General features: G+C 61.7%; 26 protein-coding genes. 14 read left to right on the top strand and 12 right to left on the bottom strand.

Going from position 1 to position 24,923, the window contains the following annotated elements:
• Nucleotides 1-74 precede the first annotated feature (74 nt).
• The gene (locus tag CO671_RS06490) at nt 75-758 is read right to left on the bottom strand and encodes a DNA alkylation repair protein (RefSeq protein ID WP_097605258.1); all 684 of its coding nucleotides are present in this window, start codon (nt 756-758) and stop codon (nt 75-77) included.
• On the bottom strand, nt 755-1,624 hold the full coding sequence (locus tag CO671_RS06485) for an NAD(P)-dependent oxidoreductase (RefSeq protein WP_097605257.1): 870 nt from the start codon (nt 1,622-1,624) through the stop codon (nt 755-757). Before CO671_RS06485 ends, CO671_RS06490 begins: the two co-directional genes overlap by 4 nt.
• 158 nt (nt 1,625-1,782) lie before the next feature.
• Between CO671_RS06485 and CO671_RS06480 the strand changes: the two genes are divergently transcribed.
• The 8 genes from CO671_RS06480 to CO671_RS06445 all read left to right on the top strand — a co-directional run bounded on the left by CO671_RS06480 (nt 1,783) and on the right by CO671_RS06445 (nt 9,154).
• The gene (locus CO671_RS06480) at nt 1,783-2,157 is read left to right on the top strand and encodes a hypothetical protein (protein ID WP_097605256.1); all 375 of its coding nucleotides are present in this window, start codon (nt 1,783-1,785) and stop codon (nt 2,155-2,157) included.
• 353 nt (nt 2,158-2,510) lie between these two features.
• A complete protein-coding gene (locus CO671_RS06475; RefSeq protein WP_097605255.1) occupies nt 2,511-4,193 on the top strand; it encodes a molecular chaperone HscC in 1,683 nt (560 codons plus the stop codon).
• A gap of 799 nt (nt 4,194-4,992) precedes the next feature.
• Entirely contained in the window at nt 4,993-6,945 is a 1,953-nt protein-coding gene (locus CO671_RS06470; protein WP_141514449.1) for a hypothetical protein, read from the top strand.
• Nucleotides 6,946-7,191: 246 nt separating this feature from the next.
• Complete coding sequence (locus CO671_RS06465; protein ID WP_097605253.1) at nt 7,192-7,515, top strand: metalloregulator ArsR/SmtB family transcription factor; 324 nt, start codon at nt 7,192-7,194, stop codon at nt 7,513-7,515.
• Entirely contained in the window at nt 7,512-7,922 is a 411-nt protein-coding gene (locus CO671_RS06460; RefSeq protein ID WP_097605252.1) for an SRPBCC domain-containing protein, read from the top strand. Before CO671_RS06465 ends, CO671_RS06460 begins: the two co-directional genes overlap by 4 nt.
• Nucleotides 7,923-7,982: 60 nt before the next feature.
• Complete coding sequence (locus CO671_RS06455; RefSeq protein ID WP_097605251.1) at nt 7,983-8,195, top strand: hypothetical protein; 213 nt, start codon at nt 7,983-7,985, stop codon at nt 8,193-8,195.
• Nucleotides 8,196-8,200: 5 nt separating this feature from the next.
• Complete coding sequence (locus CO671_RS06450) at nt 8,201-8,668, top strand: DUF1801 domain-containing protein (protein WP_097605438.1); 468 nt, start codon at nt 8,201-8,203, stop codon at nt 8,666-8,668.
• A gap of 45 nt (nt 8,669-8,713) precedes the next feature.
• A complete protein-coding gene (locus CO671_RS06445; RefSeq protein ID WP_097605250.1) occupies nt 8,714-9,154 on the top strand; it encodes a DUF1801 domain-containing protein in 441 nt (146 codons plus the stop codon).
• An 18-nt stretch (nt 9,155-9,172) separates the two neighbouring features.
• On the opposite strand, the gene CO671_RS06440 is transcribed toward CO671_RS06445, so the two are convergent.
• The 4 genes from CO671_RS06440 to CO671_RS06425 all read right to left on the bottom strand — a co-directional run bounded on the left by CO671_RS06440 (nt 9,173) and on the right by CO671_RS06425 (nt 11,588).
• The gene (locus CO671_RS06440) at nt 9,173-9,649 is read right to left on the bottom strand and encodes an SRPBCC family protein (RefSeq protein ID WP_097605249.1); all 477 of its coding nucleotides are present in this window, start codon (nt 9,647-9,649) and stop codon (nt 9,173-9,175) included.
• On the bottom strand, nt 9,646-9,987 hold the full coding sequence (locus CO671_RS06435) for a metalloregulator ArsR/SmtB family transcription factor (protein WP_097605248.1): 342 nt from the start codon (nt 9,985-9,987) through the stop codon (nt 9,646-9,648). Before CO671_RS06435 ends, CO671_RS06440 begins: the two co-directional genes overlap by 4 nt.
• On the bottom strand, nt 9,984-10,670 hold the full coding sequence (locus CO671_RS06430) for a glutathione S-transferase family protein (protein ID WP_097605247.1): 687 nt from the start codon (nt 10,668-10,670) through the stop codon (nt 9,984-9,986). The genes CO671_RS06435 and CO671_RS06430 overlap by 4 nt, the downstream gene beginning before the upstream one ends.
• Before the next feature lie 99 nt (nt 10,671-10,769).
• A complete protein-coding gene (locus CO671_RS06425) occupies nt 10,770-11,588 on the bottom strand; it encodes a methyltransferase (protein ID WP_097605437.1) in 819 nt (272 codons plus the stop codon).
• Between the two features lie 134 nt (nt 11,589-11,722).
• Between CO671_RS06425 and CO671_RS06420 the strand changes: the two genes are divergently transcribed.
• Nucleotides 11,723-12,448 (top strand): DUF2270 domain-containing protein, encoded by a 726-nt coding sequence (locus CO671_RS06420; RefSeq protein ID WP_097605246.1) that lies wholly within the window; start codon nt 11,723-11,725, stop codon nt 12,446-12,448.
• Here CO671_RS06420 and CO671_RS06415 read toward each other — a convergent pair whose 3' ends face one another.
• The 4 genes from CO671_RS06415 to CO671_RS06400 form a co-directional block, all read right to left on the bottom strand.
• The gene (locus CO671_RS06415; RefSeq protein ID WP_004678350.1) at nt 12,449-12,715 is read right to left on the bottom strand and encodes an usg protein; all 267 of its coding nucleotides are present in this window, start codon (nt 12,713-12,715) and stop codon (nt 12,449-12,451) included. It abuts the gene before it with no gap.
• 162 nt (nt 12,716-12,877) lie between these two features.
• Nucleotides 12,878-13,708 (bottom strand): ABC transporter permease, encoded by an 831-nt coding sequence (locus CO671_RS06410; RefSeq protein ID WP_010031490.1) that lies wholly within the window; start codon nt 13,706-13,708, stop codon nt 12,878-12,880.
• Entirely contained in the window at nt 13,705-14,511 is an 807-nt protein-coding gene (locus tag CO671_RS06405; protein ID WP_097605245.1) for an ABC transporter permease, read from the bottom strand. Before CO671_RS06405 ends, CO671_RS06410 begins: the two co-directional genes overlap by 4 nt.
• 113 nt (nt 14,512-14,624) lie before the next feature.
• Nucleotides 14,625-15,398: a transporter substrate-binding domain-containing protein gene (locus CO671_RS06400; RefSeq protein ID WP_097605244.1), complete on the bottom strand. Its 774-nt coding sequence runs from the start codon at nt 15,396-15,398 to the stop codon at nt 14,625-14,627.
• A gap of 331 nt (nt 15,399-15,729) precedes the next feature.
• On the opposite strand from CO671_RS06400, the gene CO671_RS06395 reads away from it, so the two are divergent.
• Nucleotides 15,730-17,880, top strand: coding sequence for an OmpA family protein (locus tag CO671_RS06395; protein WP_097605243.1), 2,151 nt, complete (start codon nt 15,730-15,732; stop codon nt 17,878-17,880).
• Between the two features lie 127 nt (nt 17,881-18,007).
• Here the strand turns inward: CO671_RS06395 and CO671_RS06390 are convergent, their stop codons facing one another.
• Complete coding sequence (locus tag CO671_RS06390; protein ID WP_097605242.1) at nt 18,008-18,766, bottom strand: alpha/beta hydrolase; 759 nt, start codon at nt 18,764-18,766, stop codon at nt 18,008-18,010.
• Nucleotides 18,767-18,819: 53 nt separating this feature from the next.
• Complete coding sequence (locus CO671_RS06385) at nt 18,820-20,595, bottom strand: cytochrome c biogenesis protein DipZ (protein ID WP_097605436.1); 1,776 nt, start codon at nt 20,593-20,595, stop codon at nt 18,820-18,822.
• A 348-nt stretch (nt 20,596-20,943) separates the two neighbouring features.
• Between CO671_RS06385 and CO671_RS06380 the strand changes: the two genes are divergently transcribed.
• The 4 genes from CO671_RS06380 (at nt 20,944) to CO671_RS06365 (ending at nt 24,891) form a co-directional block, all read left to right on the top strand.
• Nucleotides 20,944-21,996 carry an alpha/beta hydrolase gene (locus CO671_RS06380; RefSeq protein WP_097605241.1) on the top strand — a complete coding sequence of 351 codons (1,053 nt, stop codon included), beginning with the start codon at nt 20,944-20,946 and terminating at the stop codon, nt 21,994-21,996.
• A gap of 227 nt (nt 21,997-22,223) precedes the next feature.
• Complete coding sequence (locus tag CO671_RS06375) at nt 22,224-22,964, top strand: response regulator (RefSeq protein ID WP_039620139.1); 741 nt, start codon at nt 22,224-22,226, stop codon at nt 22,962-22,964.
• Entirely contained in the window at nt 22,961-24,283 is a 1,323-nt protein-coding gene (locus tag CO671_RS06370; RefSeq protein ID WP_097605240.1) for an ATP-binding protein, read from the top strand. The genes CO671_RS06375 and CO671_RS06370 overlap by 4 nt, the downstream gene beginning before the upstream one ends.
• A 191-nt stretch (nt 24,284-24,474) precedes the next feature.
• On the top strand, nt 24,475-24,891 hold the full coding sequence (locus CO671_RS06365; RefSeq protein WP_097605239.1) for an organic hydroperoxide resistance protein: 417 nt from the start codon (nt 24,475-24,477) through the stop codon (nt 24,889-24,891).
• Nucleotides 24,892-24,923: the final 32 nt, after the last annotated feature.

Genomic DNA, 24,923 nt, shown 5'->3' with positions numbered 1-24,923 from the left:
CTTGTTTTTGCGCATGTGGTTGCCGCAATACCGCTGCATGCTTTTCCGGGACATGCGTTAGACGCGGAATCGCGCTATTTCAGCCGCTCCATAAGCTTTTCGCCGCTCAGCTCCCTGACCGCATCCCTGCCGATCCAGCGGGCGGTTTTATCCGCACTTTCGGCCAGACGCTTCGCCAGCCGCAGCGCCGGGCCGTGGCAGCCGCGATTGCGTTTGCCGATGCTGCGCAGTGCCCAATTGACAGCCTTGCGAACGAAGTTGCGGGAATCGCCGGAATGCGCCTCGATCAGCGGCAGCCAGGCAAGGATAGTCATATCGCTCTCGTTCTTCCGGTGGACGGCGGCGCCGGCGATCATGGCGAAGGCGGCGCGGCGAACGAACTCGCGCGCGTCGGCGGCGAATTCCGGTATGAGTTCGTCTAGCCGGGCCTCGACGAAGAGATCGGCGGCGCAGTCGACGATCTCCCAGGAATTGAAATCATTGGCCCAGCTTCTGGCTTCTTCCGCGGCCAACCGTTTCGGCTCAGCTGTGCACAGGGCAAGCAGGCGGGCTTCGCGGATATCGCTTTGCCAGAGCTGCATTGCCCTGATGTGATCCCTCTTCGCCAATCTGGCGACCGCCCTGATATCGGGATTGGAAATGCCGAGAGCGCGACCGGTGACGATGCCGAATCGCGCCATCCCGGCGACATTCTCCTCCGAGCGCAGCGTTTCGAGATGCGCGATCAGTTCTGCCGGATCGGAGGAGGGGCCGATCATTTCTCGAGACGGGCGAGCAGCGAGGAGGTGTCCCAGCGATTGCCGCCCATCGCCTGCACGTCGCCGTAGAACTGATCGACAATGGCCGTGACCGGCAATTTGGCGCCGTTGCGGCGAGCTTCGGCGAGCACGATGCTCAGATCCTTGCGCATCCAGTCGACTGCGAAACCGAAATCATATTTGCCGGCGTTCATGGTCTTGTGGCGGTTTTCCATCTGCCAGGAGCCGGCCGCACCCTTGGAGATTACCTCGACGACCTTTTCGATATCGAGGCCGGCGCGTTTGCCGAAATGCAGCCCTTCGGCGAGGCCCTGGACGAGGCCGGCGATGCAGATCTGGTTGACCATCTTGGTCAGCTGTCCGGAGCCTGCCGGCCCCATCAGGCCGACCATCCTGGCATAGGCTTCGATGACGGGCCTGGCGCGCTCATAAACGGCTTCGTCGCCGCCGCACATGACGGTCAGGACACCGTTTTCGGCGCCGGCCTGGCCGCCGGAAACCGGAGCGTCGATAAAGTCGACACCTTTTTGCTTTGCCGCTGCATAAAGTTCGCGAGCGACCTCGGCGCTGGCGGTGGTGTTGTCGATCAGCACCGATCCAGGCTTCATGCCATGCAGAGCGCCGCTCTCGCCTGATGTCACCGATCGGAGATCTTCATCGTTGCCGACACAGACGAAGACAAAATCGGCCCCCTCCGCGGCCGCAGCCGGGGTAGGGGCGGATTTGCCGGAGAATTTCTCAGCCCAGGCGGCGGCTTTCTCGGCGGTGCGATTGTAGACGGTAACATCGTGGCCACCCTTGATCTTCAGGTGGCCGGCCATGGGAAAGCCCATGACGCCGAGACCGATGAACGCGACTTTAGCCATATGTCCTATCCTTTTCCTGAGTGAGAGGCCCCGAGGATTAACCGAAACGGCGGGAGCAGAAAAGCCGTCAGAAGCGACTTCCCGTCGATTGACGTGAGGCTGGCCGTCGTTCGGTCCAGCTCTAGGTTGCAGGAAGGCGCAATACTCCGGGGGACGGTATGAGCGAAATTCCGACGATCAAGCAGCGGCGCAAGGGCCGCAGTGGCATGCAAGCGATGCTCATTCCGTCGCAGCAGATGGTGGCGGAGCAGATCCGATTAGCACCGCAAGGTGTTCACACCGATCTCGGCGCCCTCCGCCGCCGCCTCGCCGCCCAATACGGGGCGGATGCTTGCTGCCCGGTGACGGTGCAGCGGCATTTGCGAGCCATCGCCGAACTGTCCTTCGGCGCGTTGGCGACGGGCGAGCCGGTTTCGACGGTGACGCCCTATTGGCGTCTGGTCGATCCCGCGAGCCTGCTTGCGGCGCGTCTTGCCGGTGGCCCCGCCTTCATTCGGGAGCGGCTGGAGGCCGAGCGTCCGGAGAGTTCGTAAGGCAGGTCATCGGGCTGGCGCGGCGGCACCGAGCAGTCGGCCAAACTAAGAATGGCGGGCGGCGCGCAGGAAAGTCTCGGCATCGGTAGATTTTTATCAGCTTTCTGAAGCATGTTTCAATTTAGATCAACTAAGAGATGCATAAAGAACTCTTGCCTGATATCAACATGCATCCATCGAGTCTGATCCATCCCAATGCCTGCTCCCCGACGACGCAGTCTTACCCGCCATCTCGCCATGGCGCTTCGGCCGGTCCGCGCATGCCGACGGCGGTGAGGCCATAAAGATTTCGCTATCATTTCCATAGAGGTAGCGGCCGCGCCGCATCCGTTTCATTCGCATTCGAGGTTTTTATGGCAATTATCGGTATCGATCTCGGCACGTCCAATTCGCTGGTGGCCGTCTGGTCGGAAGATGGTGCGACGCTCGTCCTCAACGCGCTCGGTGAGACTCTGACGCCATCGGCGGTCAGCATTGCCGACGACGGCGTATTGCTGGTCGGCAGGGCGGCGGCCGATCGGTTGATCACACATCCGCAACGCTCGGTCGCCTCGTTCAAGCGCTGGATGGGAAGCGCCAACACGGTGCAGTTGGCCGGCAAGACCTGGCGCGCCGAGGAATTGTCGGCGTTGGTGCTGAAGTCGCTCAAGAACGATGTCGAGGCGAGGATCGGCGAAGAAATCGTCGAGGCCGTCATTTCGGTTCCGGCCTACTTCAACGATCCGCAACGCAAGGCGACGCTCGACGCGGCGCGGCTGGCCGGCCTGAAGGTTGAGCGGCTGGTCAACGAACCTACTGCCGCGGCGCTGGCGCATGGGCTGGAGGCGGCCGGGGACGGCTGTTTTCTGATTCTTGATCTCGGTGGCGGAACATTCGACGTGTCGCTTCTGCACAAATACGAAAACGTGATGGAAATCAGGGCTTCTGCCGGCGATTCCCTGCTCGGCGGCAACGATTTCCGCGACGTGATCGTTGAACTCCTGATCAAGCGGCATGAGCTGAACGAGGCCAAGCTCGATCCCCGTGACCGGGCGCGGCTGCTGCGTGAGGCGGAAACGCTCAAATCTGCCCTCACCGACAGGGTGGAGGCAGATTATGATTTCACGCTCGGCAAGACGCAATGCGCGGGAGAGCTGAACCGGACCACCTTTGAGGAGGCGGCTGCGACCCTTCTCAGGCGGATGCGCGTCCCGATCGAAAGTGCTGTTCGGGATGCCCGTGTCGACATTGCCAAGATCGACCAGATCGTTCTCGTCGGCGGCGCGACCAGGATGCCGCTCGTGCGCAATCTCGTCACCAGGCTGTTCGGCCGCTTTCCGCTGGTCCACGCGCGGCCCGACCATGCCATTGCGATCGGTGCGGCGGTGCAGGCCGGTCTCAAGCATCGCCGTGGCGCGCTCGACGAAATCATCATGACCGATGTTTGTCCCTTTACCCTGGGAACCTCGGTTCTCGATCCGAGAGCTCCCGACGGTGTTGTCCTTTCGCCGATCATCGAACGCAATGCCGTGGTCCCAATCAGCCGAGAAAACATCTATTGGACCGCATCGAACATGCAGACGCATGTGAGCATCGAGGTGCTGCAAGGCGAGCACATGCGTCCGTCGCAGAATGTGCGGATCGGAACCGTCGAAGTATCGGTCCCACCGGGCCCTGCCGGCAGGGAGTCCGTGGCGGTGCGTTTCACTTACGACATTAACGGCGCGCTGGAGGTCGAGGTAAAGGTCAATTCGACGGGACACGTCGAACGGAAGGTCTTCCGCAACCAGTCGAATCTCAATGACCAGGAGCTCGACAAGAGCTTCGCGGCGCTTGCGTCGATCAAGCTGGCGCCGCGAGATCAGCAGGAAAACCGTTCGCTGATCGCTCGCGCGGAAAGACTCTACGCCGAATCGCTGGGATCGGTCCGAGAGCATATCGCGCAGCTTCTGCTGCAATTTGAGACGGCGCTGAAGGACCAGGCGAACCATGACCTCGACAGCGTGCGCCGCGCATTCGCAGAAACATTGAATCAGTTCGAACGTAGAATTCTTTGATCCTATGACTGAAACTTGCTGGACGCTCCTGCAGATCGCACCGACTGAGGATGAGAACGACATTCGGCGCGCCTATGCCCGGCGGCTGCGCGATTTTCGCCCCGACGAAGATCCGGAGGGATTCCAGCGGTTGGTCGGCGCCAAAGATGCGGCGCTGAACTGGGCGAGCGCGCAGCCTGCCGCGTTGCCGGCTTTGACTGTCGAAGCTCGGGAGGATTCGGAGAGGAATGCCGACCTTGCGCTGCTGACGAGGACTGATGCTGCCGAGGATGAGAAAACGATTCCCGTCGCTAGCGATCAGGTGGATCCGGGGGAGGAGCCCGCAAGATCTGCCGAAATTGCCGTTGGTGATGTCGGCGACAGGCGGAACGTTTCGGTTTTCGAGCGTCTGCGTGCGATCGTGGCGCCGGACAAGGACCGACCCTGGAGCGCTGGCCCGGCAGCCAAGAAGACGCAATCGTGGACCGAACTTTTCGATATGGCCGCGGGACTCAGTCTGCAGCGTCATGACCAGTTGCTGAAGGAAATCGGCCGCAATTTCCCGCCGATCCTTCCTGGTGCCGGCCTTCAGGGACTGGAGACGATCGAAGAATTCACGCGGGGGCATGGTTTTGCCGCCGTCGTTGAAACGATCGAACAGCAGTGCCGGTTTGCCGAGCGACCGGCGTCGCTCGCTCATCTCTGCGGCCAGGATGCCGCAATGGTTTATTTCTCCTGGCTGGCGCATGCTCAATCCGCCCGCGGCATTCTGCAGCGGCGCGAGGCGGGGCGGGCGGCCTATAGCGACGCGCAGACCGGCTTGCCGATCTTTCCGCCGGAGGATCGTATTTTTGCGCTGCAGACAGTCGAACTCGTTAAATTTCATAAGGAAGCTGTCGAATGTCGCCGCTGGCCGTTCCGCTTTGACTGGAAAACCTTGATCGCGCCGACGACGCGATTGGCGGCCGCCGGCCTGACCTGGGAGAGCGCAGTTTTCCTGGCGATGCTCGGCCTGATCGCCGCGGGCGGTTCTTCGACGTCGAACGATATCGCACAGATGATCGCCCTGGTGAGTATTCCGCTTCTGCTGATTGCGCGCATCTTCATGGCGTTTTTCGTCCACCGCCTTGGGATCAGCGCATCACTGCGGCGGGTGATGCGCGCCGACCGTCGCGGACTCTGGTCCAGCACGCCCAGACACGAGGCCTTGCGGAACAAATGGCACGATTATGTGCGGGGCATATTTGTCGTCGAGCTCATCCTTTCCCTGGCGGCGCTCGTTCTGGCGCCGATCGTGATCTCGACTTTCCTGCAGCTGAAGGACGATCTGGACAGGCCGGCCGAGGCCGTCGTTTCGGAGCTCGTCATTTCGGCGCTCGATGCTACCGCAGATGATGACAGGGTGCCTGACAGCGCACTCTTCGACCTGATCGACTTCGTCAATTCGGCGGAACTGCTGAACTTCCACGACCGCGGCAAGAGCACGCCTATCGTGGTGCGCGATCTCGAAAATCGCGAATGGCTGGCCGAGTTGCACCGCCGCGCGGACCGATTGCGAGGAAAGAGCTGGTTCTCGGGCTCCGATCGAGAGCTGGTTGGACCGACTCTTGCGACAGCCGGAGCCGAACGCGAACGCAAGCTGCGCGTCCTTGCCGATGCCTATCGCTTGGCAACGCCGGAGCGGCGCATGGAAATTCAGCGGGCGCTTGCAAGCTGGCAGCCGACGCTCACTGCCGCGAAAGGTCCGGAAGCCATTGCTGCAGTCTGGGCCGCGATTCCGCCGCGCAGCGACGGGCCAAATCTGGATGCCTTCCCGGAGGAAATGCGCAGACTGCTGCTCGACAGATTTCTCGGGGGTGCGATCGGGGTTGCCGACATCGACGACGTCCAGCTCGTCAGCCGACTCCATCACTTGCTGACGGTTCCTGCGGATGCACTTGCCGAGATCGGTCCGATCGGGTCGCCCGATGCAAATTTCCTGATCTCGATAAGCGGAGCTGGGGGCGTCGCCGGTAACGATGCCGAGCTTGGCGCCGCACGGTATCTCAAGGAGCATCCCGATCGCCTGACGGGAGCCGACGCTCGCCTGCCGGGGCTGTCCCGCATCAATTCAAAGACGGCGCGCTCGAGTTTCCTCGATATCGCCCGGATTTGCCTTGCCTCGAGCAGCGATACAGATCGTCTGCGTATGCGCGGGGTGATCGCTCAATCGCTGGAGAATTTCTCTGGTGCCGGCATTTCGACGAGCACGGGTCTCTGGCAGACGTTGGGGCGGCTTACGCTTGCGGAACCGGATTGCTACCGCCAGGCTTTCGCAACCGGGAGGGTGTCCGGCAATGACGTGGGGATGGGCCAATTAGATAGCGGGTTCGATGCGCTCGAAGAGGAAGTGGAGCGGTTCAGCAAGACGCAGGAGGGCATCAGCGATCCGGCTATCCTGGCAGAGGTCGTGCAGTTCATCCCGCGGGATGGCATCTATAGTTTCACCCGTAACAATCTGATCTCGGAGATTCACTTTATTCTCGGCAAGTGGTTTGTCCGTGAGGAGGACTATCACAAGGCAGTTCTGGAATTCGACCGAGCGCTTGAGGCAAGGGAATGCAATGAGTTTTATGTTCATCGAGTGATCGCACTCCGTGCGATGGGAGATGACAGGCGGGCTAAGGCAGATATTCGGCAGGCATTCCAAAAAAACGGATGGTGTATGATTGACGGTGGATATTCCCAGACCGTGCTGTCGGCGCTTCAGGCGCCGGAAAGAAGCGGCCAGTAACCCCGGTTGCGAAACGGTCGGCTTGAAGCGGCTCGATGCCTGTCGCAGCGCTGGCGCGCGACTGATGCGAAATTCTTCTATGTATAGCTGTAGAGCTATGTAAATTCTCCGTTGATCGCTATGCGTCGCGAGCCTCTGGTGCCCTTGAACGCAGCCTTGTCAGAACCTCGCCCCAGCTTGCGGCTTGACTCACGTATGCCTCTCCAGCTATACGTCAATTCATAGCTCTTGAGATATGGATCATCAATGCCAAACGCCCATGACGTGCTTTTCCGGACACTTGCCGATCCGACGCGGCGGGCTCTGTTCGAGCGGCTGTGCCGCGAAGGGGAGAAGACGGTCGGGGCTCTGACGGAGCGGGCCGGCGTGTCGCAGCCGGTTGTTTCGAAACATCTTGGGATCCTGAAGCAGGCCGGATTGGTGCGCGACCGCCACGAAGGACGGCAGACGCATTACAGTGCGCAGCTTGGCGCGCTGGCCCCGCTGGTCGACTGGACGAGCGAGATGGCCGGCTTCTGGCAAAGCCGCTTTAACGCTCTCGAAGATTTGCTGAAAAGGATGGATCAATGACCGACACATCGACAGAAACGCGCTCCGTCGTCATCGAGCGGGAAATGCCCTATCCCTCGGAAAAGATCTGGCGGGCGCTCACCCAGCCGCACCTGCTTCAGGAGTGGCTGATGAAGAGCGACTTCAAGCCCGCCATCGATCATCGTTTCAGTTTCAGCGCGGATTGGGGCTCTGTCGACTGCAAGGTCCTGGAAATCGAGCCGAACAAGACCCTGTCCTATAGCTGGGAAGCCTATGGGCTGGAAAGCGTGGTCACCTGGACACTCACTCCAACCGGCACCGGCACGCATTTGCGGATGGAGCAGTCTGGTTTCCGGCCGGATCAGCGGCAGGCTTACGGGGGCGCCAGGAGCGGGTGGACGCAGTTCCTTGCAAATCTGGAGCAGGTTCTGGCGCGGTCGGAGTGAGATCGTCGAAGGGTGGATCGTCCGTCGCCGAAGCTCATTTTCCCGGGATAGGAGGTCCCTTTGAACTGGAACACCTGCTTTCGGCAAATTCATCGCTCGCTGTCCGTCGCCTTTACGGCGGCTGTCATCGTCAATATCATCGCCGTGCTGCAGGAGAAATCGACCGTCTGGGGTGGCCTCTTGGCGCTGTTGCCGCTCTGCCTGTTGATGCTGACCGGTCTTTATCTGTTCCTGCTGCCCTATGCCGCGAGGTGGCGCGGGAGATGGGAGTGAATGCGATGGCCGAGAAGAAATCCAAGACGGCGGCCAAGGTGACAAGCAAGACGGCCGCCGAACCGGCCGCGACGCCGAAGCTGCTGTCGGGTGGCAACCCGCAGATCGCGAAAGGTCATGGCGACGCGCCCGTGCAAGCCTATATCGCGGCGATGCCGGGCTGGAAAAGCGAGATCGGTCGTCGCCTCGATGGGATCATCACCGCCACGGTGCCTGGGGTATCCAAGGCAGTCAAATGGAACTCTCCCTTCTATGGCATCGAAGGGCAGGGCTGGTTCCTCGGCGTCCATTGCTTCACGAAATACGTCAAGGTGGCCTTCTTCCGCGGCGCCCTGCTTGATCCTCTGCCGCCGGGCGCGTCCAAGCAGAAAGACGTGCGTTACCTCGACATCCGCGAGGATGACGACATCGATGAAGCCCAACTGACCGCCTGGGTGGAGCAGGCCAGCCGATTGCCCGGAGAGCGGATGTGACCGCATCGATGTCATCGACATCTGGACCGATGAAGAGAGACAATCATGAAGAAAGCGACGGCAAGCATGAAGAAGAGCGGTTCCGGGCAGCAGGCCGAAGAAGCCTCGCCCTCCCAAATGATCGATGCGAGGATCGAGGAGCTCAAGGATTGGCGCGGCGAGGCGCTTGCGCGGGTCCGGGCGCTGATCAAGCAGGCAGAGCCTGACGTTGTCGAGGAATGGAAGTGGCGAGGGGTTCCGGTCTGGGAGTGCAGCGGCATCATCTGCACCGGCGAGACCTATAAGAGCGTGGTGAAACTGACCTTTGCCAGGGGTGCCGCGCTGGAGGATCCTTCGGGCCTCTTCAACTCCAGCCTCGAAGGCAACACCCGCCGCGCCATCGATATCCACGAGAGCGACAAGATCGACGAGGAGGCGTTGAAGGCGCTCGTTCGCGCCGCCGCTGCGTTGAACATGTCAGCCAAGGCCTCTCGTTCTAAAAAGTGATGCAATATCTGAAACTTGCTAATGGATCGGGCTTGTCTCGCGCTCGAGAAAGAGTTCGAGATTGTCGAGGCCGATTTCGGTGCCCTGAAGACGGGCGCCGTTGTCGGCATAGCCGTCAAGGAACACCGCTTGTTCGGTAAAGACCATCTTTGTGCCGCCGGGTTCGGCTTCGAAGGCGACGGTGGCGAGTGAGACCGAGATGCGGGCTTCGCCGAGCTTCATCTCATAAGCGTAGATGATCCGCGCATCGGGCACGATGTCGATGTAACGGGCGTCATAGGCGTGCAGGAGCCCGTCGGTATCGGCGACATAATTCCTCTCCAGTCCGCCGGGGCAGAAATCCAGGCCGTATTCCAGCGGCACCCAATCGCCGTGGCAGGCGAACCACTGGCGCTTGGATTCCGGCAGCGACCAGGCGCGGAAGACGCGGGCGACGGGCGCCTTCAGGTGGCGTTCGATGACGAGGGTGGCGTGTTCTGCGGATCGTGTCGTCATTCGGGGAGGGTCTCCGGCTCATCGGCGAGAAATTGGTCCAGCCTGTCGAAGGCGGTGGTCCAGCGGGTCTTTCGCTGTTCCACCCAGCGCTCGACGGTGGCAAACGCATCCTGCTGCAGGCGGTAGGTCCGCACCCTGCCGGATTTTTCGGAGAATACGAGGCCGCTGTCTTCCAACACCTGCAGGTGTTTCATCACCGTCGGCAGGGCGACGGCGAGCGGCGCCGCGAGCTCCGTGACGGAGGCCGGGCCGCGGCCGAGGCGGTCGATCATGCCACGGCGGCTGCGGTCGGAAAGCGCGTGGAACATGCGGTCGAGATCCGCCTGGCCGTCGATCATCCCGCGGCATCCCGGAAGCGGGCGGGCAGCCTCTCTTTATAAGGGTAGAACTTGAAATAGGGCCGGGCTTCTTCCAGCGTTCTTGCAAAGGATGGGCGCGCCAGCAGCCGATCGTAATAGGCGCGAAGGTTGGGCTGCTCCGATGAAAACGGGATCAGCGTCTCGGCGTAGAAGAGGGCCGGGGCCGCGGCGCAATCGGCCATGGTGAAATCGTCGCCGGATATCCATTGCTTGCCGGCCAGCTGTTTTTCGATCATCGCGTAGGCGGTGCCGAGTGTCGCCCGGGAGGCGGCCATCTCGATCTCATCCGCCTCGCCCTCGGGTCGGCGACGATTGCTGACCAGCGACTGCATCGGTGCCTGGACATAGTGGTCGAAGAAGCGGTCCCAGAGGCGGACCTGCAGCGCCCGGTCGATCTCCAGCGGCAGCAGGCGAACGGGGCCGGGATAATATTGCTCGAGATATTCGATGATGATCGAGGTCTCGGGGATAGTGCTGTCGCGGGCCTCGTCACGCAGCAGCGGCATCTTGCCGATCGGCCAGAAGCGGAAGAGATCGGCACGCGAGGTCTCGTCGGATAGATCGACGATCCGGTTCTCGAAGGGCGTGCCGTTTTCGTAAAGCGCAATCAACACTTTGTGGCAGAAGGAGGCGAGCGGATGCCCATAAAGCACAAGCGACATGGGGCGACCTTTCCAATTTGGAAAACTTTACCGATCGACTAAGTAACAGCTTGCCGCACACCGCGCAACAGATACTTCGCCGATCATGCAAGTATTCCGTCAGCCGGTATACTTGGCGATCACCAGATGGCCGGGCGTCGGCTGTCCATCTTCCATCCGCACGTTGATATCCGATATCTCGACAAGCTCGAAACCGGTGGCGGTCAGCCGCTCTCTCACATAGGCGTCGGCATGGGCGAAGCGCTGATGCGGGCCGACCATGTAAGCGCGTCCGGCGAGAATTTCTTCGAGCAGGGTTTCGGAGGAGAAGATGAAGAGGCCGCCCGCCGTCAGATTCTCGGCGGCTCCGAAGAACAACGGTTCGAGCGCCCCGAGATAGGGCAGCACATCGGTTGCGGTGATGATGTCGAAGGCTTCCTCGTCATTGTCCTCGAGGAAATCCTCGACTTCGGCGACGAAAAGCGTCTCGTAGAGATCCTTCTCATGAGCGATCTCGACCATCTTTTCCGATATGTCGATGCCGGTCATATCTTCGCAGAGGTCGCGCAGGGCGCCGCCGGTCAGACCCGTGCCGCAGCCGAGGTCGAGCAACCGCTTGAATGGTCCGAGCTTCAGCTGCTGCAGGCGCTGGCGCACCAGCATCGGCACATGATAGCCGAGCTGCTCGACGAGCACGTCCTCGAAGACCTCGGCATGCTGGTCGAACAGGGTCTCGATATAGGCGTCGGGCGCCTTGGCCGGCGTTTCACCGCGGCCCATCGCGGCGATGCGCACGGCGGCTCCGCCGTGGTCGTCCGGATCGATCGTGAGTACTTCCTCATAGGCCGCCACGGCCGCGTCGACATCACCGGCCTTTTCCAGCGCCAGTGCGCGGTTATAGGCCTCGGCAAGGGCTTCTTCGTCGATCTTCTTTGCCATCGCGGTCACCATCCTTTTGTTTCAGGCACGGCTCTAAGGCGGCTTTCGATCTTTTGCAATGGCGTGGCAGCAGGCGCAGAATGGTCGGGCGCCCTGTGAGAGGCAGCCGAAAGGGAGACGAAAGGAGGAATATCATGGAGACCGAGCAGGACAGAATATCATCGATAAGGGAAAGAGAGGATGCGCGGAGGTCGCTGCTGCCCGGTACACCAGGCGAGACCACCAATACGCTCGTCCATTATTACCGTGGCGAGCTCGGACGCATGACGAGCTGGCGCGATCGCATCGACCGGACCTCCAACTGGGCGATCACCGTGGTGGCGGCGCTGCTCTCGGTATCGCTGTCGACTCCGACGTCGCATCACGGCGTGCTGCTGTTCGGGATGATGCTGATCACGTTGCTTCTGATGATCGAGGCGCGGCGCTACCGCTTTTTCGACATTTACCGCGCCCGCATCCGCCAGATCGAGCGCTTCTATTTCGCACAGATTCTGGCGCCCGACCCCAATAGCGGCAGCGATTGGGCCGCGGTGATTGCCGGCAGCCTGCGCCATCCGCGCTTCCTGCTGAGTTATGGCGAGGCGATGCATCGCCGTCTCAAGCGCAATTACGGCTGGATGTACTTCATCCTGCTTCTTGCCTGGTGCCTGAAAATCTCGACGCCGAAACTGCAGACGGAGGGCGCGCCGGCGCTGCAGGCGCATTCATGGGCCTATGTCATCGACAATGCGGTGCTCGGGCCGATGCCCGGCCTTGCGGTCATTGCTACGGTCGTCGCCTTCTATGCCGGCATCGTCTGTTTCGCGCTGCGTCCGGATCGCGACGAGGGCGAGTTCGGCCGTGGCGAGGCGCATGTCTGATCAGTGCAGGATGAACTCACCCTTCAACGCCCGCCACTCGGTTGCCGAGATCAGCTTGCGGTGGACGTAGCGCACCGAATGCAACGGTCCGTCGAGCTTCTCCTGCCAGAATTTCAGGAAGCCGCGCATCTCGGGAAAATCCGGGGCGAGGTCGTAATCCTGCCAGACGTAGGTCTGCAGGATCGTCGGATGGTCCGGCAGGCGATAGAGGATCTGGGCAGTCGTCAGGCCGTAACCTTGCAATTGTCTTTCCATGTCCGTGTGCATTTTATTCCGCTTCTTCTTGTTCCCACTCGCGCGCTTATTAGCGCTACGTGATATGGAAACATGCGAGTGGTTAACGGAAATTTTACAGATACTTCAGGAAAGGACAATTTATTTTTAATATCAATGGCTTGGCAGCACGGCTCCGCGAGTGCTGCCAGTGCGTCAACGCTTGAGGTGGCGGGTCAGCCGACGCTCGATCCACGCCCAGAGATGGCGCAGCGCCTCGACGATGGCGAGATAGAAGATCGCCGCCCAGAGATAGGTCTGGTAGTCGAAGGTGCGGGAGAAGGCGTAGCGGGTTTCGCCCATCAGATCGAGCACGGTGATGATGGCGACGACCGCCGAGCCCTTGATCAGAAGAATGATCTCGTTGCCATAAGGACGCAGCGCGACGATAAAGGCCTGGGGCAGGATGACCTTGCGGAAAGCAATGGCCTTGTGAATGCCGAGTGCGGCGGCCGCCTCGCGCTGGCCGTGCGGCACGCTCTCGATTGCGCCGCGCAGGATTTCCGCCTGATAGGCTGCCGTATTGATGGTCATGGCGAAGAGGCCACAATACCAGGCTTCGCGGAAGAACCACCAGATGCCGATGGCTTCCAGCTGCGGACGAAAAACGCCGAGGCCGTAATAGACCAGGAAGAGCTGGGCAAGCAGCGGCGTGCCGCGGAAAAAATAAATATAGCCATAGGCAAACCAATTCAGCGCCCGGTTCTTCGACAGCCGCGCCATGGCAAGCGGCAGCGACAGGATGGCGCCGCAGACGACGGAGATGGCGACAAGGCTGAGCGTCACCCAGAGACCGTGCAGATAACGCGGCCCGTAGCGGGTGAATTTGTCCGGATCCCAGCCATTGACGACTGTAAAGATCAGCAGCGCTGCGAACAGCGCCCAGAAGGCAACGAGGATATAGCCGCTGAGGCGGGCCACCGTCATCGGCTTTGCCACTTCTCGGGGGGCGGGCTGCGGCGGGATCAAGGCTTCGGCATAGCTCATCGGCGGACCTCGGAACGTTTGGCCCAGCGGTCGATGCGGACGAGCAGGAACGAAGAGAGGATGGCGAGCACCAGATAGAGACAGCAGGCGATGCCGTAGAAGAAGAAGGGTTCCTTGGTCACCCGCACGGCGACGCTCGTCTGGCGCAGGATGTCGGCAAGGCTGATAATCGAGACATAGGACGTGTCCTTCAGCAGCACCATCCAGAGGTTGGTCAGGCCGGGGAGTGCGATTCGCACGAGCTGCGGCAGGATGATGAGCCGCAGCGTGCGGCCGCGATGCAGGCCGAGCGAGTCTCCCGCCTCATACTGGCCCTTGGGTATGGCGCGGAAAGCCGAGAGCAGCACTTCCGAACAGTAGGCGGAGAAGACGACCGACAGCGCGATCACGCCGGCGAAAAAAGCGTTGATCTCGATCGGCGGTCCGACATAGCCGGCAAGCTCCAGGAGGGACTGGATCAGCATCTGCATGCCGTAATAGATGATGAAGAGCGTCAAAAGCTCCGGCAGGCCGCGGAAGATTGTCGTGTAGATGCCGGCAGCCACCCGCAGCGGCTTTTCTTCCGACTGCTGGCCCAGCGCCACGAGGAAACCAATGACGAGGCCGATCGGCAGGGTGACGATCGCCACCGAAACGGTGACCTGCAAGCCGAGGGCGATTTCGTCGCCCCAGCCAGTATCGCCGCAGGCAAGAATCGTCGACTGACCAAACCAGGTGAAGATGCCGACGGGTCCGCACAGCGGATCGAATATGTGCACAAGTGAGCTCCAGACGGAGCCTAGCGCGGAAAACAATCCGCCCATGCCGGAATTCCCCTCACGGCTTTTGCCGTTTTGATCTTGCTACCGTTGTCAAACAAAAATGGCGGAAGAGCAAGCCTTCCGCCATTCGCTTTATCGGCCAGATACCGAATTTCTCAGTCGCCGTAAACGTCGAAGTCGAAGTACTTGTCCTGGATCTTCTTGTATTCGCCGCTGGCGCGAATTGCCGCGATCGCGGTGTTGAGCTTTTCCTTCAGCGGATCGCCCTTGCGGATGGCGATGCCGGCGCCTTCGCCGTTGATTTCCTTGTCGACCGGCAGCGTGGTCAGGATCTTGCAGCAGGCACCTGCGTCGGACTTGACCCATTCGGAGAGCACGACGACGTCGTCGATGACGGCATCGACACGGCCGCTGGAAACGTCGAGCTTGTATTCGTCAGCGGTCGGATAGAGCTTCAGCTCGGTGTCGGCGAGATGCTTCTCGGCGTAGTTGGCGTGCGTCGTCGAGGTCTGCGCGCCGATCACCTTGCCCTTGAGCCCAGCAACGTCGGCGATCTTGGAGTCCTTCGGCACGGCGATGGCCGGCGGGGTGTTGTAGTACTTGTTGGAGAAGTCGACGAGCTTCAGGCGTTCCGGCGTAATCGACATGGAAGAGACGATCATGTCGAATTTCTTGGCGTTGAGCGCCGGAATGATGCCGTCCCAATCGGTGCTGACGAAGCTGCATTCAGCCTTCATCTCGGCACAGAGCGCCTTGGCGATATCGATGTCGAAGCCCTGGATCGTGCCGCTGGCATCGACGAATTCGAAGGGCGGATAGGTCGAATCGGTGCCGATCACGTATTTTTCGCCATCGGCCATGGCCGAGCCGGCAAAGAGCGACATTGCCGCGATCGAGGCTGCCGCGAAGATACGGGTGGAGTTAAACATGAGGATCCTCTCTGTTGGTGGCCGCTGTCTGTTTTTCTCTTGGACTCGCGACCGCAATTCAACGGTGTCGACACCGCCTTGCGGCGATAATCAGACTTTTTTTCATGGAATTGCAACACAAATTCCCGCGCAATTGTGCGGTGCAAATAACAGGCGAGATGAACGAAAGCAGACTGCCACATTCACGGGAGGTTAATCCAGCGCTTCCTAGAACCGGAACAAATCGGCGGCTTGGCGCTTTGCCAATTCGCCGTTTCGCCTCATTGCGAAGCTAGGGGCGAACCAAGGCCTGTCGGCCTTCAGGAAGCTCAAACAGGATCGAGGAAACCCGATGGGCAAGAAATCTAGATTGTTTGCGAGTGCAGCTTTCCCGCTGCTTTCCCTATCGCTGGCTCTCCAGCCCGCCACGACGATGGCTGCCGTCCGCGACGTCACGACGCCAACCGCGACCGTGCAGCAGGCGGAACAGGGCAGTTTCGAAGTGGCGCAGGACGCGCCTTCCGAAGAAGAGCTCTTGAAGAAGAAGCGCAAGCAGAAGGAGGAAGCCCCGGCCGAGCAGGCGCCGGCCGCGGAACAGCCGAAGGAGGCGCCCGCCGAGAAACCGAAGGCCGAGCGCAAGGAAGCGCCGGAACCCAAGGCAGAGCCGGAGCCGCCGAAGGCCGAAGCCGCGCCGAAGGCAGAGCCGGCACCGCAGGCCGAAAGCAAACCCGAGCGCAAAGCCAAGAAGGACACCCAGCCAGGGGCCAAGCCGGAAGCCGAGCCCCAACAGGAGCAGCAGCCGGTAACGCAGGAGAAGCCGAGGAAGCCGAAGAAACAGGCCGAGCCGGAGGTCCAGCCGGAGCCCGAACAGCAGCCGGCCGCCAAGGAAGCCCAGCCGGAGACGGAACAGGCGCAGCCCGAGGCGAAGCCCGAAGGCGGCAAGCGGGAAAAAGGCCGGGATAAGGCTAAGGCGAAGAGCGAAACTGCCGCTCCCGAAGCGGTGACGCCCGCCGAGGAACAGGCCACGCCCGAAGCCAAGCCGGAGGTAAAACCCACGGCCGAAGCGCCTGCCGCGAAGAAGCCGAAGAAGGGCGAGGCTGCCGCACCCGCGGAGAAGGCAACCGAAGACAAGGCGGCAGCCCCGGAAGCTGCGCCCGCCGAAAAGCCCGCCGACGGCACGGCCGCAAAGCCTGCCGCCGAGCAGCCTGCCGCTGAGCAGCCTGCCGGCGAAAAGCCGGCTGCGCCCAGCACCGACACTGCCCAGCCTGCGCCGGATGCCAGCGGCGGTCAGCAGGTCGAGCAGGCGATTCCGGCACCGGAAAAGGTTTCTCCGGAGGAACTGGAGCGCCGCAAGAAGGTTGCCGCGGATCCGGCCAAGAGCAACGAGACCGTCGTGCTGCCGGTCGAGAATGGCGCCGCCGTGCTCGACAGCGACAAGGATGCCGACCGCAGCAAGGGCCGTGAAAGCCGCCGTGATCGCGACAAGCTGCGGGCCGAGAGCCAGGAGGTGAAGGTGCCGACCTCGGATGCCGATGCGCAGGCCGCTGCAGCTGCTGCTGCGCCGGCGATAAAGCTCGAGGCAGTTACCAGCGAGAAGGGCACGAGGCTCGACACGCGGCCGCAATTTGCCCGTCCCGAGGGAGCGCGCATCGACGACCAAACCGACGATAATCGGGTGATTATCCAGTACAATAATCAGATCATCGTGCGCAGCGACGACGACAGACGGTTCCTGCGCGACGGTGAACGACCGATCTATGAAGAGCTCCCGGACAATCGCTATCGCGAGACCATCACGCGCCCGGAAGGCTATCGTATCGTCACCATTCGCAACCGCTACGGCGACATCATCCAGCGGTCGCGCGTCGATGCCCGTGGGCGCGAATACGTGCTCTACTACTCACCTGATCTCTACGAGGATCCTGATCGCGGCTATTTCGACGACCCGGGCGCTGATCTGCCGCCAATGCGGCTGCGTGTCCCGCTCAACGACTATATCATCGACACCAGCAGCGATCCTGACCGGGACTATTACGAATTCCTCAGCGAGCCGCCGGTCGAGCAGGTGGAGCGGGTCTATTCGCTTGACGAGGTGAAGTACTCCGCTCGTATTCGCGACAAGGTGCGCCGCATCGATCTCGATACGATCACCTTCGCGACCGGCAGCGCCGAGATCCCGATGACCCAGGCACGCACGCTGCGCAAGGTCGCCGACGCAATCAACCAGGTGCTCGAAAAGGATCCGAGCGAGACCTTCCTGATTGAAGGCCATACGGATGCGGTCGGCTCCGACCAGAGCAACTTGATCCTTTCCGACCAGCGGGCGGAATCGGTCGCCAACGTGCTCACTGACGTCTACGGCATAGCGCCGGAAAACCTGGCGACGCAGGGCTATGGCGAGCGCTACTTGAAGGTCAATACATCAGACCCGGAACAGGAAAACCGCCGCGTCACCATCCGCCGCGTCACGCCGCTGGTTCGTCCGGTCGCCGCCAAGCAGTAAACGATGTTGCCCCTCTCCATTCATGGAGAGGGGCAACTGGACTGGCTGTCCCACACTCCATGGGGACAAAAGTTGGATAGGGACGGCATGCGGGCTTCGAGCATCTGCCGCCCCCATCCTGCCGGTTCTACTCGCCGGCTTTTCTGGCCGCCCTTTCGATGACGTCGGCAACTTTTTCCGGTTGGGATGCGAAGACGGCGTGGCTGGACTTGATCTCCGTCACTTCGCTGCCGGCGCGTTTGGCCATATCGCGCTCCAGTTCGGGGTTGATGGCACGATCCTCGGTTGCGACGATCGACCAGCTGGGCTTCGTGCGCCATGCCGGCTCTGCGATCTTGGCTGCGAAGGCCTGCTTTGAGGCGAAGACCTGCGACTTTGCCAGGAAATCGGTCTCGGCTTTCGGAAGGTCGGCGGCAAAATCTGCCGCGAAGGCGCCGGGGTCGAGATAGAGATATTTGCCGTCCTTGGTTTCCTTGATGTCCATGCTGCCGGCCGGCTTCGAGCTGGCGAGGCTGAGCAGGCTTTCGCCCTTGTCGGGCTGGAAGGCTGCGACATAGACGAGACCCGCGACATGGGGATCGTTGCCGGCTTCGGTGATCACCATGCCGCCGTAGCTGTGGCCGACGAGCAGCGTCGGTCCTTCCTGAAGGTCGAGAACCCGCTTCGTCGCGGCCACGTCGTCATCGAGCGAGGTGAGGGGCTCCTGGACTATGGTGACGTTGAAGCCGCGCTTTTCGAGGATTTCGGTCGCCTTGCGCCAGCCCGAGCCGTCTGCGAGGGCGCCGTGGACGATCACGATGTTCTTCACCGAGGCAGCCTCGGCAGCAAAAGCGATTCCGGCGGTGGCAAAGGCCAGGGCTGCGATGAAAGTCAGATGCTTGTTCATGGGTTTACTCCTTGTGGTCGATGTTGAAGGCCTTGAAATGGAACGGTGTCGGGTCAGCCGAAGGTGAAGGCGTAGGCCTGGACGCCGGGATCGAGGAAGCGGATCTCGAAGTTGCGGGCATCGACAGTGCCGGATTGCCGCACGAGCTGGTAAAGACGCGTGGCGGTGACCGCGCCGTTGCCGTCGGCATCGATGTCGGAGCCGTGGTCTGCACCCGGAGCCTTGCCGTCGATCTTCACCTGGAAGCGGACCGGTTTAGCGTCATCGCCGGGTCCGAGAACCAGATGCAGGTCACGGGCGCTGAAGCGATAAGTGATGCCGCCGCCTGCCTGATCGAGCGTTGCCTGATCCTTACCAACGGTCCAGGTTCCCGACAGGCCCCAGCCATTGAGGCCCGGCTTGCTGATCGAGTAGTCCTGCGGAGCATCTGCCTGCAGCCCCTCGGGTGAGCTGAAGTTCGTCGCCTGTTCGTAGCCGAGGTATGTCTCGCCGGAGCGGACGTTGCCGAGATCGGGACCGGCTTCCACGCCTTTGGTATCGGGGGCGACCGGCGTGCTGGCGGTCATCTCACTTCCAGCCTCGCGCAGCAGGTCCTGAATGGCCTTCTCGGTGGTGCCGTAATTGCCTTCGCCGAAGTGGTGGTAGCGGATCTGGCCCTTGGCATCGATCAGGTAGGCGGCTGGCCAGTAGCTGTTCTCGAAGGCGCGCCAGATCTTGTAGTCATTGTCGACGGCAACGGGATAGCCGATCTTGAAGTCGCCGATCGCGCTTTTGACGTTGTCGATCTTCTTTTCGAAGGCGAATTCCGGGGCGTGGACGCCGATCACCACGAGACCTTGATCGGCATATTTTTCCGCCCAGGCCTTGGTGTAGGGGATCGTGCGAATGCAGTTGATGCAGGAATAGGTCCAGAAGTCGACGAGGACGACCTTGCCGCGCAGCTCTTCGGTGGTCAGGGGCTTGGAGTTCAGCCATTCGACTGCGCCGTCGAGCGAGGGCGCATAACCCTCGACGGGGAGATCGCTGCGGAAAGGCTTCTTCGCATCGGCCGCGACGATCGTCGCGTCGTTGCTCGCGACCTCGGAGGGTGCAGCGGCGACCTCCTTTGCATGCAGCCGGTCGAGCACGGCCTGTTCCAGAGACGCGGTGCTGGCATAGGAGAGGCGGGACAGCAGGCTGGTGTCGAGGCCGAGGGCGATGATGGCGACATCTGCGAGCACGGCAGCGCCGAGCACCTGGCGAATGCGATCACCGAGACCGAGCGAGCGCTTCATGGCGGCAAAGATCTTTCCGCCGACCGACAAGGCGACGGCAAGGGAGGTCGCCGCGCCGGCTGCATAGGCAGCGAGCAGGAAGCTGGTCTCAAGGTTGGCGCCCTGCAGCGCAGCACCCGTCAGCACGAGACCGAGGATCGGCCCGGCGCAAGGCGCCCAGAGCAGGCCGGTGGCAACGCCGAGAATGAGGGCGCTCCGGACCGTCGGCGCCGTGCGTCCGCTGCCGCTGGCGTTCACGAGGTTATTTCCCAGATCGACGATCGGACGGGCAAGGGTGCTGGCAAAGCGCGGCGAAAGCAGGCTCACGCCGAAGAGGGCGAGCAGAACGATCGCAGCAAGGCGGCCATATTCATTGGCGCGAATGGCCCAGCTGCCACCGACTGCGGCAAGCGTGGCGACGAGCGCGAAAGTGGCGGCCATGCCTGCCAGCATCGGCAGCGTGCTTTTGACGAAGGGCTGGCCGGCGCGGGCGAAAACGAAGGGGAGGATGGGGAGGATGCAGGGGCTGAGAATGGTCAGCACGCCTCCGAGATAGGCAATGATCAGAAGTGTCATCATCGTTTCCTTTGAAACCGATTGATCGGGCTCTGGACGGCGATGGGCCTGAACCAGCAACGGCGCGATGTAGCCGGGCGGAGGTATCTCCGATGTGTCTGGTTTGGCGGGAAAATGTACCGAACTATTGCGCTGGGGCGCGGGTGATACAAAAGAATACAAACTGCCCCTATCCGCAGAGGGGCTGACGCACCCGGCGCTCGGACAAAGGCACACGGCGCAATTGTATCAGAATGTATCTCGGCGGGCCGGGGTTACATTCGCATTCAAAAACCGCGGCTTATGACATACGGGCGATACAAGCCGAACGTCTTCTGAGCACCGTGATCCATTCGACAGGAGAGACCGATGTCAGAGCAAATCAACCATCACCGCCGCCGTTTTTTCGGCATGACAGCCATTGCCCTTGCGGCGGTTGAATTCGGCGTGACCGACGTGGCCGCTGCCCAGACCGCGCCGGCTTCGCCCGCAGCCTTGCCTGATGTGAGGGCTGGAACCCATACGTCCTTCGAAGCGCTGAAGCAGATCAAGACCGACGTGCTCGATATCGGCTATGCCGAAGCCGGGAAGGCGGATGGTCCTGTCGTCCTGCTGCTGCACGGCTGGCCCTATGACATCTATAGTTTCGTCGACGTCGCGCCGCTGCTTGCCTCGGCCGGCTACCGGGTGATCATTCCTTACCTGCGCGGCTACGGCACGACACGTTTCCTCGACGACAAGACCCCGCGCAACGGCCAGCCTTCGGCGCTCGCCGCCGATATGATCGCCCTGCTCGATGCGCTCAAGATCGAGAAGGCGGTGATTGCCGGCTACGACTGGGGTGGGCGGACCGCCAACATCATGGCCGCGCTTTGGCCGGAGCGGTGCAAGGCGATGGTATCGGTCAGCGGCTACCTGATCGGTAGCCAGGCAGCCAACGAGAAGCCGCTTCCGCCGAAAGCCGAACTTGCCTGGTGGTACCAGTTCTATTTCGCCACCGAGCGTGGCCGACTGGGCTATGCCAGCAACACCCATGATTTCGCAAAGCTCATCTGGCAGACGGCCTCGCCGAAGTGGAATTTCGACGATGCGACCTTCGACAGATCCGCTGCAGCCTTCGACAATCCCGACCATGTCGACATCGTCATTCACAATTACCGCTGGCGTCTGGGGCTCATCAAAGGCGAGGCGAAGTACGACGCCTATGAGCAGAAGCTCGCTGCCTTGCCGATGATTTCGGTGCCGACGATCACCATGGAGGGTGACGCGAACGGAGCGCCACATCCCGAGCCCTCCGCCTATGCCGCCAAGTTCTCCGGCAGATACGAGCACCGCACGATCGGCGGCGGCATCGGCCACAACCTGCCGCAGGAAGCGCCACAGGCCTTTGCGCAAGCCGTGATCGACGTCGATCGCTTCTGAAGCACTTCGCGATCTTTCAGATTCGCTTCCCGCGCTTTAGGTCTTTATTTTCTCGCATGTCGTTATCGCAAAACCGCAGCACACTTTTGCTCGACATGCTTTAGAGGCGGCATCAAGCCGCAGAGCCTCGTTGCTCCGACCGGCGGAATATGCGTAGGTCGCGTCTTGCGCTTCGGCATCATGACCGAGGCGCTGGGCGCGGCCACAGCGTTGAGGAATAGGCAAATATGGATCATGTCGATCATATCCTGATCGTCGACGACGATCGTGAAATCCGCGAGCTGGTTTCGGGCTATCTGCAGAAGAATGGCCTCAGGACCAGCGTTGCCGCGGACGGGCGCCAGATGCGCAGTTTTCTGGACGCCAATGCCGTCGACCTGATCGTGCTCGACGTGATGATGCCCGGCGACGACGGTCTGGTGCTGTGCCGCGAACTGCGCGCCGGCCGGCACAAGGCAATCCCGGTCCTGATGCTGACGGCCCGCACCGACGAGATGGACAGGATCCTCGGGCTGGAGATGGGCGCCGACGACTATCTCGCCAAGCCGTTCGCAGCGCGCGAGCTTCTCGCCCGCATCAAGGCGGTGCTGCGGCGCACGCGCATGCTGCCGCCCAACCTGCAGATCAGCGAGGCGGGACAATTGCTGACCTTCGGCGATTGGCGGCTCGACACGGTTGCTCGCCACCTCCTGGACAAGGAAGGGACGGCGATTGCACTGAGCGGCGCCGAATACCGCCTGCTGCGTGTCTTCATCGACCATCCGCAGCGGGTCCTCAATCGCGATCAGCTTCTGAGCCTGACGCAGGGGCGCGACGCCGAGCTCTTCGATCGCTCGATCGATCTATTGGTCAGCCGCCTGCGGCAGCGGCTGGGAGACGATGCGCGCGAACCCACCTACATCAAGACGGTGCGCAGCGAAGGCTATGTCTTCTCGGTTCCGGTCGAAATTTCGGAGCCGCGGCAATGAGGAGTGCGGTCGCCATGCTGCCTGGCCTGATGTGGCCGAGAACGCTGCGATCGAGGATCTTTCTCATCCTGCTGGTCGGCCTGGCCTTCGCCTACGGGCTTTCCTTCAGCGTTCTCTACATGGAGCGCTACATGTCGGCCAAGGCGGTGATGCTCGGCACGCTCGAGAACGACGTTGCAACATCGATTGCCGTTCTCGACCGGCTCCCGGCGGCCGAGCGCGGCGACCTTGTGGACTGGCTGAGCCGCGGCAACTACCGATTCGAACTCGGGCCTGGCTTGGCGGGTGTGCCCGACGCCTCCAGCAAGGGCAGGGAGATCGCTGGAAAGATAGAGGCGGCCGTTGGGCACCGCTTCCCGATCCGTATCGAACGGATACCGGGCGAGGTGAACCGGCTGCAGGCGCATCTGACGCTGAGCGACGGCAGCCCGCTCACCATCGATGTGACGCCGAGGGGCGTCATGCCGATCGCGGAATGGCTGCCGTATGTCTTTGCCGTCCAGATGGCGCTGCTCATCCTGTGTACCTGGTTTGCGGTGCGCCTGGCGATCCGGCCGCTCGGAAGGCTGGCCGCTGCCGCAGATGCGCTCGATCCTGACAAGGACGGTCCCGCTTTGAGCGAGACGGGGCCGAGCGAAGTCGCGCATGCGGCGAGGGCGTTCAATGCTATGCGGGAGAGGATCGCCCATTATCTCGAAGAGCGCGTCCAGATACTCGCGGCGATTTCCCACGACCTGCAAACGCCGATCACCCGCATGCGGCTGCGCGCCGATATGGCGGAGGATTCGCCCGAAAGGGACAAGCTGGTGAATGATCTCGCCGAGATCCAGCGCCTCGTGCAGGACGGCATAGCCTATGCGCGCAGCGCCCATGGCAGCGGGGAGAAGAACGCCCGGATCGATCTCTCCTCGTTCATCGACAGCATAGCTTACGACTATCAGGACACCGGGAAAGCCGTCACGGTCGTCGGGCTGGTTGAGGGCGCCGCCTTCACCAAGCCGCATGCCCTTCGCCGCATCCTGTCGAACTTCATCGACAATGCCCTGAAATTTGCAGGCTCAGCCGAGATCAGCGTCGGGCATGACGCGGAACAGCATGTGGTCATATCGGTCATGGACCGCGGGCCCGGAATAGCGGACGATATGCTGGAAGCAGCCATGCAGCCGTTCTTTCGACTGGAGCAATCCCGCAACCGCGAGACCGGCGGTACGGGCCTTGGCCTTGCGATCGCCCAGCAGCTGACGGCAAAGATCGGTGGTTCGCTGCGGCTATACAATCGCGCCGGTGGCGGGCTTGCGGCGGAAGTCACCCTGCGGTGACCGCAGGTTGCCGGAGGTTTTTTCGGCGGTTTTGTATGCAAGAATGTCCCTGACACCGGATGCTACGTTTTGTGACATTTCGACCGATTTCGGAAACATGCAGGATATATCGGCCGGTCAAAACTCACTTCGTCAACCCGGCCGCAGCAGCGATCTCCTCCTGTTCAGCGGCCAATCTACGGAGTGGTCCCATGACAAATATCGAAAAGGTTCTCTATACCGGCAAGACCCGCACCACCGGCGGGCGCGACGGCGCTTCGCAAAGCGACGACAGCCAGCTCGACATCAAGCTCTCGCCTCCCGGCAGCGCGCGGCCCGGCACCAATCCCGAGCAGCTTTTCGCCGCCGGCTGGTCCGCCTGCTTCATCGGCGCGATGGGCATTGCCGCCGGCAAGCTGAAGTTCAGGCTTCCCGCGGAGACTGCGGTGAATGCCGAAGTCGATCTCGGAACGACGGACGGCGATTATTTTCTGCAGGCCCGTCTCAAGGTCAGCCTGACCGGCATCGAGCCGGATGTCGCCAAGGCGCTTGTCGACGAGGCGCACCGGACCTGCCCGTATTCGAAGGCGACACGCGGAAATATCCATGTCGAGCTGAGCATTGCCTGAAGGCGGCAGCGGAAAGGAAACAGGGCGAGGCC

Source organism: Rhizobium sp. M10, assembly GCF_002531955.1.
Taxonomy (GTDB): domain Bacteria; phylum Pseudomonadota; class Alphaproteobacteria; order Rhizobiales; family Rhizobiaceae; genus Rhizobium; species Rhizobium etli_C.
The sequence above is the reverse complement of the archived record's forward strand: the minus strand, read 5'-3'. Positions and strand labels throughout refer to the sequence as shown.